The 15990-nt window shown below is 45.1% G+C and carries 16 protein-coding genes; 6 read left to right on the plus strand and 10 right to left on the minus strand.

The window, feature by feature from the left end; genetic code table 11:
- Positions 1-615 precede the first annotated feature (615 nt).
- Complete coding sequence (locus ACYVGR_RS29455; protein ID WP_460963590.1) at positions 616-1779, plus strand: acyltransferase family protein; 1164 nt, start codon at positions 616-618, stop codon at positions 1777-1779.
- A gap of 89 nt (positions 1780-1868) precedes the next feature.
- Here ACYVGR_RS29455 and ACYVGR_RS29460 read toward each other — a convergent pair whose 3' ends face one another.
- The 6 genes from ACYVGR_RS29460 to ACYVGR_RS29485 form a co-directional block, all read right to left on the minus strand.
- A complete protein-coding gene (locus ACYVGR_RS29460; protein ID WP_460963591.1) occupies positions 1869-2342 on the minus strand; it encodes a hypothetical protein in 474 nt (157 codons plus the stop codon).
- A 28-nt stretch (positions 2343-2370) separates the two neighbouring features.
- The gene (locus ACYVGR_RS29465) at positions 2371-3270 is read right to left on the minus strand and encodes a hypothetical protein (RefSeq protein WP_460963592.1); all 900 of its coding nucleotides are present in this window, start codon (positions 3268-3270) and stop codon (positions 2371-2373) included.
- Between the two features lie 195 nt (positions 3271-3465).
- The gene (locus tag ACYVGR_RS29470) at positions 3466-4098 is read right to left on the minus strand and encodes a hypothetical protein (RefSeq protein WP_460963593.1); all 633 of its coding nucleotides are present in this window, start codon (positions 4096-4098) and stop codon (positions 3466-3468) included.
- Positions 4099-4128: 30 nt separating this feature from the next.
- The gene (locus tag ACYVGR_RS29475) at positions 4129-4335 is read right to left on the minus strand and encodes a hypothetical protein (RefSeq protein ID WP_460963594.1); all 207 of its coding nucleotides are present in this window, start codon (positions 4333-4335) and stop codon (positions 4129-4131) included.
- A gap of 29 nt (positions 4336-4364) precedes the next feature.
- Entirely contained in the window at positions 4365-5072 is a 708-nt protein-coding gene (locus ACYVGR_RS29480; RefSeq protein WP_460963595.1) for a hypothetical protein, read from the minus strand.
- An 89-nt stretch (positions 5073-5161) separates the two neighbouring features.
- A complete protein-coding gene (locus ACYVGR_RS29485) occupies positions 5162-6424 on the minus strand; it encodes a RepB family plasmid replication initiator protein (RefSeq protein WP_460963596.1) in 1263 nt (420 codons plus the stop codon).
- Positions 6425-7190: 766 nt separating this feature from the next.
- On the opposite strand from ACYVGR_RS29485, the gene ACYVGR_RS29490 reads away from it, so the two are divergent.
- A complete protein-coding gene (locus ACYVGR_RS29490; RefSeq protein WP_460963597.1) occupies positions 7191-8009 on the plus strand; it encodes a hypothetical protein in 819 nt (272 codons plus the stop codon).
- A gap of 170 nt (positions 8010-8179) precedes the next feature.
- Here ACYVGR_RS29490 and ACYVGR_RS29495 read toward each other — a convergent pair whose 3' ends face one another.
- The gene (locus ACYVGR_RS29495) at positions 8180-8884 is read right to left on the minus strand and encodes a hypothetical protein (protein ID WP_297369896.1); all 705 of its coding nucleotides are present in this window, start codon (positions 8882-8884) and stop codon (positions 8180-8182) included.
- 175 nt (positions 8885-9059) lie between these two features.
- On the opposite strand from ACYVGR_RS29495, the gene ACYVGR_RS29500 reads away from it, so the two are divergent.
- Positions 9060-10766, plus strand: coding sequence for a UvrD-helicase domain-containing protein (locus ACYVGR_RS29500; RefSeq protein ID WP_460963598.1), 1707 nt, complete (start codon positions 9060-9062; stop codon positions 10764-10766).
- Positions 10767-10812: 46 nt separating this feature from the next.
- Positions 10813-11157, plus strand: coding sequence for a pentapeptide repeat-containing protein (locus ACYVGR_RS29505; RefSeq protein WP_460963599.1), 345 nt, complete (start codon positions 10813-10815; stop codon positions 11155-11157).
- A 22-nt stretch (positions 11158-11179) separates the two neighbouring features.
- Here ACYVGR_RS29505 and ACYVGR_RS29510 read toward each other — a convergent pair whose 3' ends face one another.
- The gene (locus ACYVGR_RS29510) at positions 11180-12130 is read right to left on the minus strand and encodes a replication initiation protein (protein WP_460963600.1); all 951 of its coding nucleotides are present in this window, start codon (positions 12128-12130) and stop codon (positions 11180-11182) included.
- Between the two features lie 816 nt (positions 12131-12946).
- Between ACYVGR_RS29510 and ACYVGR_RS29515 the strand changes: the two genes are divergently transcribed.
- Positions 12947-13336, plus strand: coding sequence for a hypothetical protein (locus tag ACYVGR_RS29515; RefSeq protein ID WP_460963601.1), 390 nt, complete (start codon positions 12947-12949; stop codon positions 13334-13336).
- Positions 13337-13541: 205 nt separating this feature from the next.
- Here the strand turns inward: ACYVGR_RS29515 and ACYVGR_RS29520 are convergent, their stop codons facing one another.
- Positions 13542-13805, minus strand: a complete 264-nt coding sequence (locus ACYVGR_RS29520; protein ID WP_460963602.1) for a redox-active disulfide protein 2 — start codon at positions 13803-13805, stop codon at positions 13542-13544.
- Between the two features lie 165 nt (positions 13806-13970).
- Complete coding sequence (locus ACYVGR_RS29525) at positions 13971-14168, minus strand: hypothetical protein (protein WP_460963603.1); 198 nt, start codon at positions 14166-14168, stop codon at positions 13971-13973.
- A gap of 129 nt (positions 14169-14297) precedes the next feature.
- On the opposite strand from ACYVGR_RS29525, the gene ACYVGR_RS29530 reads away from it, so the two are divergent.
- Positions 14298-15578 (plus strand): OmpA family protein, encoded by a 1281-nt coding sequence (locus ACYVGR_RS29530; RefSeq protein WP_460963604.1) that lies wholly within the window; start codon positions 14298-14300, stop codon positions 15576-15578.
- Positions 15579-15990: the final 412 nt, after the last annotated feature.

Raw genomic sequence — 15990 nt, forward strand, 5'->3', positions numbered from 1 at the left:
GACCGCTTGGCCTCCGACTTGCCTGCAACCCTGGACGCGATACCGAGTTAGCATCGATGAGGTCGAAAAGCAGACGGGTTATAACTTCCTGTCAAATGTGCCGGAAAGTATTCAGCGAGTGGTTGAAGCGAAAGTAGATCTTGAAGGGATATAGAACCAAGAGAATGCAGGGAGAGATAAGAGATTACAACATTTCACTTATGCTATGAACTGGATTCCGGTGGTGGGTCATGCGACGCCGAACCGTGCCGCTGCGGAACCGCTTAACTGTTACGAGGGCTTCTAAATGATTAACCCTTATACCTAGTCAACTAATTTCAATTGACAAAGTCAATCCCTCCTCAGCGAATAGGTTTTCCAATTAATTCTTCCAGGCCGAACACGAAACTGGTGAGATCCTTAGGGTATGCGTTTGAGCGAACGCATTCTAGCCGCATGGTCTGGATGTAGATGAATAAACTCCATTGTATACCATTAGGGTATGTACTCTTAACCCATTGAGCTTTAATTATAGTTTACATACTTTGATAAATATTGACCGAAAAAAAACTAAATTTACTATCCAGATTGAAAGTATTATGAATAGTCTTGTGCCTATATAATCCCTTGAATGCCATGGCGACAATCAAAGTACGCTATTTCCCTGCGTTGACAGGTTTGAGAGCGTGGGCCATTGGGCTCGTCATCCTTGATCACTGGGTTGACGGGATGCATGATTATGGTATGGCAGGAAACGCAGGAGTTTCGCTATTCTTTGTTTTAAGCGGCTTTTTAATAAGTCGAATTCTATTAATTGAAAAACAACGGGTTGATCTAAGTGAGGAGCCTGCTTCTTTTCGAAGGTTTATAACTCCCTTTTTAAGACGACGAGCCTGGCGCATATTCCCAATTTATTTTCTTGCTTTGACAGTCTTATTGGTGACGGGTGACTCAGTGATACGGCATCAGGGTATACCTTTCTTTACGTATACCGCCAATTTTTTTCTGGTCACTCACCCAGTAGCTCATCTGGATCACCTGTGGTCTTTGTCGGTTGAGGAACAGTTGTATATTCTAATGCCCTTCTTAATCTGGCTGACGCCCAGCCAGCAGCTGCCCAAGCTCGGATTGATCCTGATTATCATCAGTTTATTCTACCGGGGCAGCAGTTACCTTCTTTTCACTGAAGCGATCTGGTGGCCAGCCAGCTATTGCCTGCTACCAGGCTGTTTGGATGGGTATGGCATAGGGTTACTCGTTGCCTGGTACTGGCTATACAGACCTGAACAGAGTCAATCGTTTTTCAACTCATCGATACTCCTGAACAGCTTATTCATCGCCTGGCCATCGGTGATTCTGGCTGGCCTGCTTTGGCAGCTTACCGGTCGGGGGTTATTCTATTCGCCAGGCATGGCCACTGGCTTACGCTTTACGGTATCGCTCTACGGGGGATATTTGGTTGGCTATTGCCATCAACCCCTTGGCGTGCTGGGCCGGCTGCTTCTTTTGAATCCCGTTTGTCAGTACATTGGCCGGATCAGCTACGGGTTGTATCTGTACCATAATCTAATCTTTACTATTCATGCCCCGCAGCAAAGCTATGGCCGACAGGCCTGGTTGAGAACGGCTGACATCCTGCACATTAATTCAGGGAATAGATTAATAGAAATTATGTTTTACTCGGTGCTACTCATTAGTATAGCCACGTTATCCTGGTTTTTGATTGAAAAACCATTGTTAGGGCGTACGCACAAAAAAAGCGTAGCTATCAATGCTACGCTGACCACTAGTATGGACTAACCGAAAAGCAACTAATGCTCATTAAAACAATAAATGGGATACCGATGTGTCGGTATCCCATTTATCTATTCGGTCTATGCACTACATCACTATGTAGCTTTTTTCCAAATCATTGGCAGGCCGATGCTAATCGTAAAGGCAGCAATCAATACTAATCGGATCGTGAAGGAGTACGTTTGATCTTGAAGTGAAGAAACCGCACTAACCATAAACAATAGAAAACCAAGCGAAACGGCTAACCCAATAGATTCAGCCGTCAGGACACCTTTGGCATCGAGTGGAATAACCCAAGTAAACAGCAGCTGAATTCCATACCAGACATTCCAAAACCAACAACCGTACTGAATCGTTTCCAGCGCCAGAAACAGGTAATATTGCCAGGTGTCATCCAGGGGACTGCCCAGCATCGACTGCCCTAGTGTAACTAATGCTCCAATCGTCTGAGTGGTCAGAAAAGCAATAATCAGACGGGAAAAAAACGGCCGGAGCGGAATGTCCGGGACAATCAAGTTGAGCAGCGGAGCCAGCCGAGTGTAAATGATAGTACGGTCAAAAGGTTTCATAGAAGATCAAATAAAGTGTATAAAGCCATTACTCTGAATTACTAGCTGTGAACTGCTTAGCAATAGCTGTTATGTCAGCCTCGTATGGATGAGCATTTGACATATCTTTTATAATTGGTTTGTGAGCAGTTGGCTGTCCGAGAAAATCGTTCAACCGTGTATATGCAAAGTAAACGTCCTCCCCTGTTTTTATTCGAAGAACTTCCAAATCGGTCATACCAAGCTTTTGACACAGTGCCAGCGACTCCTCCCCATTAATCGTCTCTTGCCAGCCAGGAATTAACCCATTTTCCAACACGAACTGCGCCGATCGGGCCAAGTGATACATTCCCTGCGCATGCGGAGTTAACTCACGGGTGCAGATCACCGAAAAGAAAATAGTAAAAGCCGCGCTGTTCAGCACACTCCCCTGAACATGCGTTATGTGATGATTGGCATTGATAAGCGCACTAATTCGTTTGGCCTGAAAGACGTTACCTCCGTTAGAGCAGAGATGAATCTGCAGTTTGGCATCTGGTGTGTCAGCGGTATAATCCGCGTAAAAAGCTTCGTACAATAAAGCAAGGTCCTTATATGCTTTTTCGTCAATCTGATCTAAACTTATAAAATAGCAGCGCCTTTTCCAGCAAGATACTTTTAAGGATTCCAGTCGTTTAAGACCGGCAATTTTATCAGTTATTAGCTGGGTAAGGTGACGTCGGTGTTTGGTGACGGCAATATGGGGATCAGCCGTGTAGTTTTCATCATAAAAAGGCACATAAGCCGGCCTCACGCGTTTGCGGCACGCTGAGCAGTAATGAGTGCCTTCATCCGTTTCTTTTTTCCGTTCAGCTAACGCTCGGCTAAAACAGTTGGGGCAGGCCTGAATGGAATGCCAAGGTAAACTACTTAGTAAATCGATGTCAGATTCAGCTAATCGATTGATCAACTCTTCCGTGGTAAATCGGTTAATATTCGCTAAGCTACCCTGTTTGATTGACGTATCTTCTTCCGGAGGCGACAGGGGAGCATTGAAATCAAGTGGATCGAATGTGCCAAATAAATTTAGGCTGATTTTTTTCAGAAATTTGTTGGGCGTAACCTGGTTACTTGCTACCAGCAGTGATTCTACATCAGGTGGGAGCTAATCTATTTTTCCATTAGTTGCCGAAGCCAATGGGCTAAACTCATAACCCTCATCAAATGTGTCTTCGTAAAGCTCACGCGGTATACTCAGGGTCGGTTCCAGTTCGACATTCCCCGCATTGATGCATTCAGTTTCTTCATCTGCCGGCATTTTTTTATAGGGTATTAATTGACAGCAAATCGTAGAGTCAACAAAGCGGAGCAGAGCCAAATCCATTTCTGCCTCGAAGGTAGGAGCCCCCAAACCATTAATTTGCTTCTTATAGTGAGCGTCGAATAGAGATTTTGATTCTAAAAGGATACGAAAGAATTCCTCACTAGTTTCATCAGGGTGCAAGCCCCAGTTATCCATGAGATAGGTTAGCAGGAAGGCCGTGAAACAGCGAATATTAAATTCGACAAAATAGTTGTGACGAACAGTATGTTCCATGAACTGACCGTGCCAATACCGGGCATAGGCAGAATCAAATAGTCCAGGCTTAAATGAGTCAACCGGGCGCGTTTGGGAAGAAAAGATTCCACGCTCACGACACGTTTCAATAACGAGGACAGCTTTAGTCAGTTGTTCATCCGTTAACGTTAAATACTGACGATAAAGGTCAATAGGTAGTTTTGTCGTATCGACTTTCATAGTTTTTGATGTTTGAAACGGACATTTGCATTAATGGTATTGGAGTAAAACCCGCCATTTTTCGACCATTAGCCAGGTCGCATCGATTAATGGGCTAAGCCATTGCCACAGCAACCCCAGAAGAATGTATCCAAAAACTAGCAACGTCCAGGTGTAATCTACTACACCCCCAATCGACAGCACCTCTGTTTTTTTTCGGTCATCTACGCTAGCTGATACGTTGTGTTGAGCGACCATACTGTTTACTCGTTTAGGTGTTCGTTAATCTAAGACTCAAGTCCATCAAGAATGGCTAACAGTTCGCCTCCTGGCAAAATGACAACTGGTGACGCGGGTGCGGAAGTCAAGGGTGAGGTACCCAGGTAGATTAAAAGTCCCAGCAGGTTTTCCAGCTCACACGCTTCATTTAGCCGACTAAAACCATAACGGGAGTAGGTATTCCCTTCTATCTGAATTGATACCAGAACCGGTCGGCCGTCTACCGTAAATACATTACCCGACTCAATGAGTGGTTCAAGATTCATCATGACCTCTTTCATTGGCCGACTTAACCGCCCTTTATAAGATGGTTTGGTTAGCAGCGCCTCCGTGTTGTCGAGTATCACAAAATCACTGTTAGGTTCGGTCTCCTTCAGGGGAGGCAGCTCGTAGCGCAGAGCCGGTTCATCCATGCGAACGACGTAATTTACCGCCGAGAGGGCCAGCAGAATCAGGTCGTGTAAAACCGTTGCATCCAGTTGACGCAGAAAATTTAACCGGGCGGATTCTAGAATAGGTTGCTGCTGAAACTCTTGCAGGGAAAGCAGTGCCTGGTTTAAGCGGCTGTTGGATTGGTTATCCAAGTTATAGGAAGTAGGCTGCCGTTTTGACGGATGCCGGCCACCGGCTAACATCCACCAATAATAGATGAGCCAAATGATCAGGCCAGTAAAAACCAGAAGCATAATTCCGCGCTGGATGGGTGTTATATCCATAGCCGTGACTACTTAATCTTTTGAAAAGGTTGAACGCAGTAAGTTTAGAAGAGATAAAGTACGTGGTGCGGGCTACGCAGTAGCATGACCTATAGAAGAGCCGTATGTCTGGTCGAAGAGGTGCTTAGGTTGGCCGTTCGGCCAAATACACTGGTCGCAACGTAAGCCTCATGCTTTTCCTGTTGCACGTAACCTGCTTCGACGTAAGCGTCTGCTCTGAGGAATAAGTCCAGTAATTTCCGCTCCGCCAGGATACGATCTTTTTGCCACGGCTGGAGCTTAGGGTAATATTCCTGGAGTGTCTTGGCGGTGAACGTCAGCTTATCAGCATAACTCATTGTATCTATGACACCAAGAAGCTTTTCCAACCGGGCTTTTGCCGCCGGATCGTTAACATTGACCTTCTTGGCCGCTGTTGAGCAGATGGTGAACTGAATGTGCGTTACCTGACGATTGACTGATTGTACCTGGTAGGTAATCTTCATATCTCCCAGCAGTTGTATTTCGTCTATGGCCGGTTCAATCATCCGTCGTTTAATGTTCGCAAATCGATCGTAACTCCCTTTGTAGTCACTTTTTTTGTCGTTTTGATTGGGTACGTCCATCAATTTCCGGAAATCCTCAATAGCGATCGTCCACTTCCCGCGCCACTGATGTCGGGAGAAGTAGCTATACATAAGCTGCGAATACTCTTTTTTAAGTAAGAGCGCTTTCTGGAGATTAAACTGAGCAAAATCATTGCCCAGCTTCAGGAAGGCCTCCGTCAGTTTCGGATTCAATTCCAAAACCATCAGCCCTTCGCCCATCAGGTACTGCGTATCAAAGATGTGAACCGACACCTGATCGCCTTTGGGATTAACCCATTTGATTCGCTTCTCAGACAAAGAACCCAGCGTCTTTTTGACATCGGTTACGCTAATATTCACCGTTGCGGTTTCATCCTTACAAGGCCGCAGGCGGGATCGGTGAAACTGAAAAGACAATCGTTGTTCAAGTAGTGGTTCACTCTGGGGGGTTGCCTGCTGGAGATATTGATAATTCTTTAGGGCCCCCAGAACAAGCCAGTATAATCGTCGTTCCAGCACATTGAGCTTGGGCAGCGCCTGGAGTAAGCGCATGGGTTCCCGAAACATTTGCTGACGAAAAGCCTGGTTTAATTCGACTGAGTAATTCGCTTTAGTATTATTTGGCGTATACCCCTGCTCGAAAAATTCGAACAGATTCAGCTGAACCGCTGAGGAAACCACCACCGGGGGACTGCTTCGCTTTTGCTTAACTGGACGCTTCTGGGATTCAGCCAGGATCTGCTTCAGCGGCAAAGGCAGGGATGTGATATCAGATTTTGATGACATACGCACAAGAGAATATTTCTTTAACCCCTTTATATATGGTCAAATATAATTTTTTTTTCGGTTCATAAAAGACAAACTAGAATATTTACCAACTATAAATATTTCAGAAACCTAACATTATGAAGATTACATAATTTTTTTTCCGGTTGGATTTTTTGTAATTGGTTGATGTACCCTGTGCGCCCGGAACCAGCATGTGTGCCTTTATCGCGGTAGACCAGGGTCCTAACAAGTCAAACAAATATGTGGATAAACCGAATTTTGCTTAGCGGATTTGTCATTCTAGTTATTCAGTTTCTAGCGAATCTGTCGCGTGAAATGAGCGAATTTGTCACCTGAGATTAGCGAAACTGTCGTTTGAAGCTAGCGAAACTGTCGCTTGAGGTTAGCGGATCTGTCTTGTGAACCCGATAAAACTTAGCGAATTAGTCACTGAACTATGAATTTAGTTATTATATCGCGTTCAACATCAATTAGTTAGCACGATGTTTTTTTCCCTGTATTATCTATTCAATCAGTAAAAAGTAGTAAAAAGTAAGTTTAAATTATAAAAAGACTGGCGGCTTAGAAAAAAAACTAAAAGATCGGTGGATAAGTAAGGCCATTACTCAACTGGTTGGAGGAGATCAGATAAAATTGTCAGACATCGATTAGTATTGCTTGGTAATATTTACCTTCAAGTGTAATATTGCGCACATTGCTACATTCACAAACTTCGCATAGGATTGGATAGCCACAAACCTATAAATGATTATTCTGCACAGTTATGGAAAACGAGGAACAAAAGCCAAAGCGGAAACCAAAACGGAAAGTCTATGAAAGCGACCATTATCTGTACACGAGCGCTGAACTGCTAAAATGTATCCAGCAAGTACCACACCTGCGGCCCGAAGGCTGGAATCTGGAAGGACTAGAACCCGACGATTGCGAGCTTCGCTACATTAGCCGTGAACATGCACCCCTTTTTTACGCCTGGGAAGAATTTGATTGCCGAACCATTAAATTGATCAATCTGCGAAAACCCGCTTGCCGGCTCACGTACTTCCGGACACATCGGTATTTTCTCAAAAAAGCCGAGAAAATTACCCGCCAAACCAAACTCGATACGATTCAGGAGGTCATTCAGAAATTGCAGCAGGATCTGGACAGACTCGATACACAAACTTTATTCGATGTACCTTCTGATCAGCACAGAGTCGTACAGGACGAACTTAATCAGTGGAAACACATTGCCCAGCACCCGGAAACGTATGATATAGCCCTGTCAAACTATCACAAGGAATATTATTACAACACGTTGAACTACAAGTACTTAGTAAGTGACCCGACGGCTGGATACCGGATGGCCAACGAAACGGTTCACTTACTGAAGAACCAGTTCGAAAAGGATCGCAGTAAAACCAGAACCCGGGCCGTAGCGCAGATTCGCTACAACATCGTTTTCATCGATTTGGAATCCATCGTCCAGCCTGATCCGTATCAAAACAAAGTCATTCATCGCTACCTGGAAGGCTTTCCTATTCGCACCGACATGTACTTGCATCACGTGTACGTGCGTCCGTCATCCGAAGAGATAGTGGATTGACCCAATTGAAGGTAACCTCACCCATTCATTAAAACTATATAACAGGGAAAAGAGGTTTAAGTCATACGTAAATACGACCAAAAAAAAAGCAGAAACCTTTCAAAAAGTTCCTGCTTTGTGCGTATTTTACTACCAGATAGAACGATCATAGCATGACCAGCGCGACTCCTTTAGCGGTTCAACAGCGTCCCCGTCGATCGGCGCGTAAAAGTAAAATGGCCCCACGGGTTGAGGTTACGGGGATTCGACGTGGGGTCCGATTGACCCGTGATATTCATCGCGATCTGACCATAGTCGGCCCTGGACTTATCCAGTATCCGGCACAAGGTCATGCCGTAACTCAACTCGGTTTTGTTGGCATAAGCCAGGCGGGCAATGTGGATCTGATTCAAATCGGGGGCACTGCCAAACTGCCAACTATCAAGGGTATACCCGGTGGCCTCATCACCCGATTTGGTACGGCTAAGTACCTGAGATACTTTAAAACGACCCAGATTTCGTTTGGCAATCTCACCGCCGTAACCGTTCCCCCAAAACGTAAGCTGGATGGAATCCTTGCCGACGGTAGGATCTACCTGCAGGTAATAGTTGCTTTCGATGGATGGTGTATCGTAGGTCACAAAGCCTTCATTCTTATAATCCGAATTATTGAACCGTTCCCAGCGGATGACGACTGCCTGATAGGTACCCGACACGGCCACTGGCAGACTGGCATCATTGAGCAATTCTGTCTGCTGGGCTTTCAGCGTCAGCGCGTCAGGATCGCCGTCCGGGGAAACCCCTCCCTTTTTGCAGGCTGTTAATTGACCGATCAGCAGTAACACCAGCAGAGGAGAGATATGGGGTTTGACTTTAGTAATTAGGACGTTGAGCATAGTTAAATAAAGCTAAGGGTGTTTAAACCCAGTAATACGATTTGAAAATTGGCGTGAATGTATATTCTTTTTCAAAATGTCAAGCGCTAAGGAGTCAATTACGAAAAATAATCAAACGACCGGTCTGGCGTGACCCGGTCTGGCGTGACCCGGGTACTTTTAAAACGATAAGGACATGGATACTTGGAACTGGTCCCTACTCGACCGTTTTGCTGGCGTAAGCTTCGGATCGGTTAGCCGCCCCCCTACCCCTCGGTCAACGCTGAAGTCTCAGGCAAGTGGGTATGCCCTAACGCAGGAACAGGAAGCGATTGTCGACTGTCAAACCGATATGAAGATAAACGCCGTGGCTGGATCGGGAAAGACAACCACATTGATTGAGTATGCCAGGCGTCAAAAAACGGGTAGCCGCGGCCTTTATCTAGCCTTCAACCGAACCGTGCGCGAGCAGGCTCAGCAAGCTTTCGCGCGCAAAGGCGTACGGGGCGTTACCATCCACACGGCGCATTCCCTAGCCTATGGGCGAGTTATCAAACAAAACAGCGAATTGCTGGCCAGTGGCAGCTATTCGGCTTTTGATCTGGCCAATCGAATGCAAAAGGAATCGCTCGTTGTCCGTTGCATGCCCCCAACCCGTCGCAAAGCACCCTGGACAGCTGTAGCCGCTCACAGCTTACGGCTGCTAGCGTGGTACTGTAATGAACCCGTTGCCCGGATCGAGGACCTCAACTACAATCACCTCCTCCGCTACGATCCCCTGATATCCCGCCGGTTCGCTGATTATTTTGGGGCGGTTATCCAAGCCGGTGCCATCTGGCTCTGGAATCAAATGGATGAGCGAAGCCTGAAAGTAACCCATGATTATTACTTGAAGAAATATCAGTTGTTAGCGCCTCAGTTGCGCTACGACTACATTCTTTTCGATGAAGGGCAGGATGCCTCTCCAACGATGCTGGATGTCTTCAGCCGGCAGCAGCACGCGCGCCGGGTCATTGTAGGGGATAGCCATCAACAAATCTACGGGTTCCGCCACGCTGTCAACAGCCTGAATCAGGTAGATTTTGACGCCTATGGTTTAACGCAGAGCTTCCGATTTCCTCCCGGTATTGCTTGCCAGGCCCGGCGCGCTTTATCCTTGAAACAGCATATTCATCCCTTCCTGGGTGAAACCTATACCCCTCAGGCCATTGAGGGCATGGGTGTCGACGATGCGACAATTTTAGCAGAACCCACCTGCCTACAGGCCTTGATCGGACGAACCAATCTGCAGCTGGTCAGCGCAGCTATTAATCTCTTATGCATTCAGGAAGTGATCGGAAGCGTTTATTTCGAAGGTAACTTCGATACATATACCTTTATGGATAACGGAGCGGGATTGTTGGATATGGTCTTATTGCAGCAAAACCGGCAGCGTGAAATAAAAAATCCACTCCTACGCTCCATGGGTTCCCTGGAGGAGCTGGGTGATTACATCGATCAAACGGGTGATGGCCAGATGAAAACGGCCCTGGAACTCGTGCTCACGTATGGCGATGACTTACCCCATTTCATCGAACAGATCCGGACGGCTCACCTGGCCCAACGTTTTCGGCCGCACGCGGATTTGATCTTTTCAACGGTGCACCGCAGCAAAGGCCTGGAATATGACCAGGTCACTTTATGCGACGATTTCATTGATCAGCGTAAATTAGCTGATTATATCGACCTATTGAATCAGCAGCAAAAGGCTGAAGCGGGCGGACAACCCAATCGTCAGCCGGTGAATCCGGGTAGTATCCTTGAAGAAATCAATATGCTCTACGTTGGACTAACGCGAACAAAGCAAGGGCTCTCCCTTCCCGACAGTCAGTACTATCTCCAGCGAGAAACGCTTAGCGTGTAATAGAATTGGACGTTCAACTATAATCTGCAGTAAACCGTAAGAATCAATGCACACCTTTTACCTTCAAACCTGTGATGGCGACCTAATCGCTGAAGTACGTATAGCCGAGAATTCCCTGACTATGGCTGTTCAGCAGGCCATTGATAACAACATCGATCTATCAGATGCTGACTTTCAGGGACAAAACCTGGATAGCCTGCTGGCTGCCGGCGCTCAGTTAAATCGGGCAAACTTTTCGCAGAGTTCGCTTGTCGGAGCTGATTTTAGGGGAGCCCAGCTCAAAGATGCTTCTTTTGCCTATGCCGATCTGACTAATGCTACGTTTACCAACTCATCCCTTAATTTGTTGACTGATTTTACCGGTGCTCTGATGACCGATACTTCGTATTGACCTGGACGAAACAACCCAAATTTTACTGGACTCCGAAGACCTTAGCAGTGTAGGCCCCGATGTTCGTGATTTTCTTGGTGTTGTTGTGAATCGTGATATCATACAGTTTCTGATGAATCACTTCGACTGCATACCGATCCAGAATGAATTTAATCTGATCTTCCCGGAGCTTGAAATCAACCAATAAGCGCTTATGCAGTTCCGATGGTGTCGGTTGTTCCTGAATAGGCACGGTCTGTTTCACCTTAATGACGAATCGAATTTCGCTAATCGCCCGACTATCTTTGTGAGTATACATTTTCAGGTGTAAGTCCGAACACTCGTTGATTTCCCTAATAGCCACCTGTAATACCCGTTTGTTGAAATCACCCCATACCACGTACTGCTCTTCACTGGTCACAGGATCATATAGCCGTAGTCGAGTCTTCAGTTCAATAATGGTGATGCGCATAACACCCGCTTTTTTCCATTGCGATACCATCTCGTAAATTCGTTTCGCATATTTACTGCTCAGGTTTACGGCGGGTTCCTTTTCAAAGGTTGTAAATCGTCCCCCTTCAAGGTTGAATAAAAATGGCCTTAAACTAGGGGATAATTCAAAAGTCATAGTACCTTCACCAAAGTCGTATAGCACTGAGGAGAAGGGGGCTACTTGCAAAAGTTTACCATTTACGGGGATATTCATAATCTTTTGCATCATGCCCTCTGTAGCTCTCTGAAGATCTGCGTAAGGATTGGTCAATCCTTTTTTGATCTCCATCAAATCCTTTACCCTAACCACATACCGACGGGTGTCGGAATCATCCTTTTTGAGCTGAGACTGCACCAGGTATAGAATATTCTTTTGCAACGCACTCATGTCATAGTAAGCACTCGTGAGCGCATTTGCTTGAAACAGAATCTCGTTTTCCCGACTGATATGCGACAGAGGGAGCAGAGTCAACTGATTGCTAGGTAATGACTTTTGTTTCATAGACCAAAGATAGGTTATCCACATTGTGAAAGTCAAATGGACACGTCGTTAGTTGGCTAAGATTTTGTCCATAGTTTAAAGGGCAAGACGAAGATTTTGTCACTAGTTAATCTTACTTTGTGGATAGATTTGACGAAGATTTTGTCTATAGTTCACTAAGATTTTGTCCATAGTTAAGCGAAAATTAAGGGTATAACATAATGATTATCAATATGTTACAAAAGCCCTAAAATATCAAAAGAAAAAAATTTAAATGATTCACAAAGTAGTTTGATAGTGGGGTTTATGGGGGTAAAAAAATAAAAAAGTCCCCAAAAGGGTCCCAAAATTGCCGGGAAAGCAAAAAAAATCACCTCAAATAACCTGATTAGCCCCGCGTCACTAAGATTTTGTCCATAGTTAGAGGGTAAATTATTGAAAGCCAACAGTTTAGGTAAATATAAATTCGAATAAAGCAATATACAGAGCAATGGGGAAATAAGCCTAACCCATTGATTAACTAGATACTACTATAACAATTTATCCAATTAGAAAACGCCAGCTGAGAAGACGTCAACCAATCAGATGACGAAAACACTGATTCTTATTGCCTCCTGTCTCAAAATTAGGCTTACACAGTTCGTAATTCTTATTTCCTTCAGTTAACGTATTGACGCGCATAACTGCGATTTAAAGCATTATTATCCTGTTGCGTCTATTGTTGCGACTTCGAGTAGATCACTCGTCTGAGGGGCTTATTCGGCGTGTAAAATCAGTTTGTATGGTAAGTGTATGGATTCAGATTCCATTAAGCACTCTAACTAATGACACATTTCGATGAATGATTGGTTAAAAATACTTGAGGCATACCGGGATGGCAAATTCCCTAATTATTTCTATGGACTTACGCCAAGATTCATAATTGGAGCGTCCCAGATTCCAATAGGCAAAAAATTTGCCACCAAAGAATTAGCGTACGAAGCTACTAGGCAAATGTTTGAGGAGATGCAAGCTTTCAACGTTGACGGACAAATTGTTATATCTAGTCAATGTAATGATCACAAAGGTCCTGTAATGTCAATGGCAAACCGAAAATGGTCTGAAAGTGAAATTGCAACCTCATTTGAAGAAATCTGGAGCCGATACGGTGATGAAATAGTCGCTGGAGACTATCACATCGATTCATCTGAACGCAAAATTGTAGAAGGGATTAACAGTTTTGCCTAAGCCAAATACGTTTACGGCCGGTTATTGAGCACACCAAAACGTTGTCTCGGCAATAAATGTTAATGGTGAGCGCGAAACGCCACTAAACATACGTACCTGCACCTCTACACACCTCTTTAGTGGGCTACTGGCTTGACTTCCTAATGTGCGCCTGTCGCCCGCAACACGCCTAGACTAAGCCAGGCCAGCATCACCAAGGTATTGCTCAAACCCCATTTTGTCTGGAGTTGAGTTCTTTCCTGATTGCTTTTAAGTAATTCCAGTTTAAAAATAAGATCGGCATTAAGGCAAAAGGAATTACGCCCAGACTGATGCTCGTGGCCTGAAGTCCTTTTTTGCTGGCCAAAAGCACGACCATAACGAGCAGTGTCAAAAGCGCCCCAGCCAACATTCCCGTTACGAGCTGAACTGTTCTTTTTTGCTTGAGCAAAGCCTCATGGCTCATCTCTTGGATTTTCTGGCTTTTCATCTGACGTAGGTAGTGTTAAGAAAAAGTTTCTTGTTAAGGGCGGATACTCTGGGGCCCAGGAGCCGGAACCGGCAACCCAAACTATTCCAAGAGAGGGTAATTGAGTTGTCTACGGTCGTAAAGTTTGGGTCTGCTAACAGTGGTCGGTTCTATCAGTAAACTAGTTTACAGAGGAGACGTCAAGCCCGCCTGATATTCCTGTTTAGCTTCATCAATCAGCCCATCAAGCCGCCCCCCCTCAAGATCGGCTACAATCTGATCATCCCACCGACTGAAGTCATGTTCCGTTAACCAGGTGGACAACTGTTTATACTCCTCCGCTGATAAAGCGGCAATAGCCTGTTGAATTTGCTCTACTGTCATAGCCGATCTGATAAAGTATTATTACTGACAATATTACATTATAGTGACCGAAAAAAAAATAATTAATTAACCAATAAAGGAGCCATACGAAAAGATGTTACTTCAAGGCTTTTTATAGAAGCTAACTTTATGCTTGTTGTAATTCACTCTCTCATTCGGTTCTACCAGCCTAGCCGTTTCTGGTTAATCTGTATCCTTGGATTGCAGTCATTGGCAGCTAACGCACAGGCTGATCAATCTCAGACGGAGATCATTCTTTCGCCAACATTTAGCTACAATGCGTTGGCATTCCCGCTCCGATATGCGAACCCGCAAGGCCTGCTTCAAATTACTCAGAATCCTAATACCCTGCCTCAACAAGTAATTAATTCACAGGGCCAATCTGTTAATATACCATCGATTAAACCATTTCGGTATGGTTTGAACATCGGCCTGAGACATACGGGTCGAACAGGATATGGCTGGTCGTTTGTAGTAGGAGCCGATTGGGGAAGGCAATTCTACGGTTCTCTGTTTAAATCAACTTTTTCGTTCAATGGCTATACCATCAACGGATGGAACGTGTACCTAAACTACTGGCAGCTAAATGCAGCCATAGGATACTACTTACCAGTGTCCTTACCTGTATTCAAACAGCCATCGGCCAGCCTTTTCTTTCGATTGAACGGGCACCAATCGTTCAACCTTCGTTTCATTGAACCTAAGCAGGTTTTTGCTACAGCTTATCCGCTGAATTTTACACAAACTGGGCAGGGAGATCACGTTGAATTACAAAACTATACGGCTCGCTCGCTGTTTATCGACCCTGAAATAGGCCTTACAATAACCAAATCAATTGAGGTTTCTGCCTCATTGAGTTTACCCCTGCAAGTTACATTTCAGGAGAAGCATACCTTTTTTCAAGCGAATCAACCCCCGGTTATTAACACTATCGATTACCGGCTCGGGGGTGTTTATCTTAACGCCAGGCTACTGATACCCGTAAAACGGTTCGCTCGCCGATCAATCTTATCCCCAACCCAACCGGTCTATCAGCCAGCACCCAAAGCCCCTTACCGTCAGGGGCAGGTAGTGCGACTTAATAATGTTTATTTTAAAGCTTCATCCGCTGATCTGTTACCCGAATCATTTCCGGAGCTGGATAAATTGATTGATCAGATGAGACAGCAAGCCACCTTGCGCATTCGACTCGAAGGCCACACAGATGTAATCGGCGATGCCAAACTTAATCAGGAATTATCCGAAGAACGGGTAGCTACGATTCAACAGTATATGGCTAGCCGGGGCATTGACCATCGCCGAATCGAACTAAAAGGGTATGGGGATAAACGGCCATTACAACGAAACTGCCCACCACCTACCGGGTGTCCGGAGAATCGGCGTGTCGAATTTGTAGTTGTGAACAAGTAAGCTGTTCGGTTAGACTAATTAATACCAGATGTTTAATAAGGTAAGTTATCTAACACTCATCTAACTGAATTCAACTAAATATGAGCAGGCCGAAAAAAAAATAATTGTCATTCCCTGATTATATGCAGACGGAATGATTTTATTTCAGGCTTCCATTGGTCTAAGGCCATAGTTCAGAGTCTCATGATACCTACTAGTTACGCCCCCACTGTTCACACGCCAGATGACATTAGACTAGCCCAAAGTAATTTACCTGGAAGCAGGCCAATTTGTATCGCCGGTTATATATCACGAACCGGCAAACTGGTGTTACCCAGGAAATCCGTCGAGCAATTAAAGTTAGATGTCAATCTGCTTCGCGTGCGGATGAAAGTTGGGGTCAGCGCTGAAGAGCGGCAAAAAATTGACACGC

Source organism: Spirosoma litoris (genome assembly GCF_054776755.1).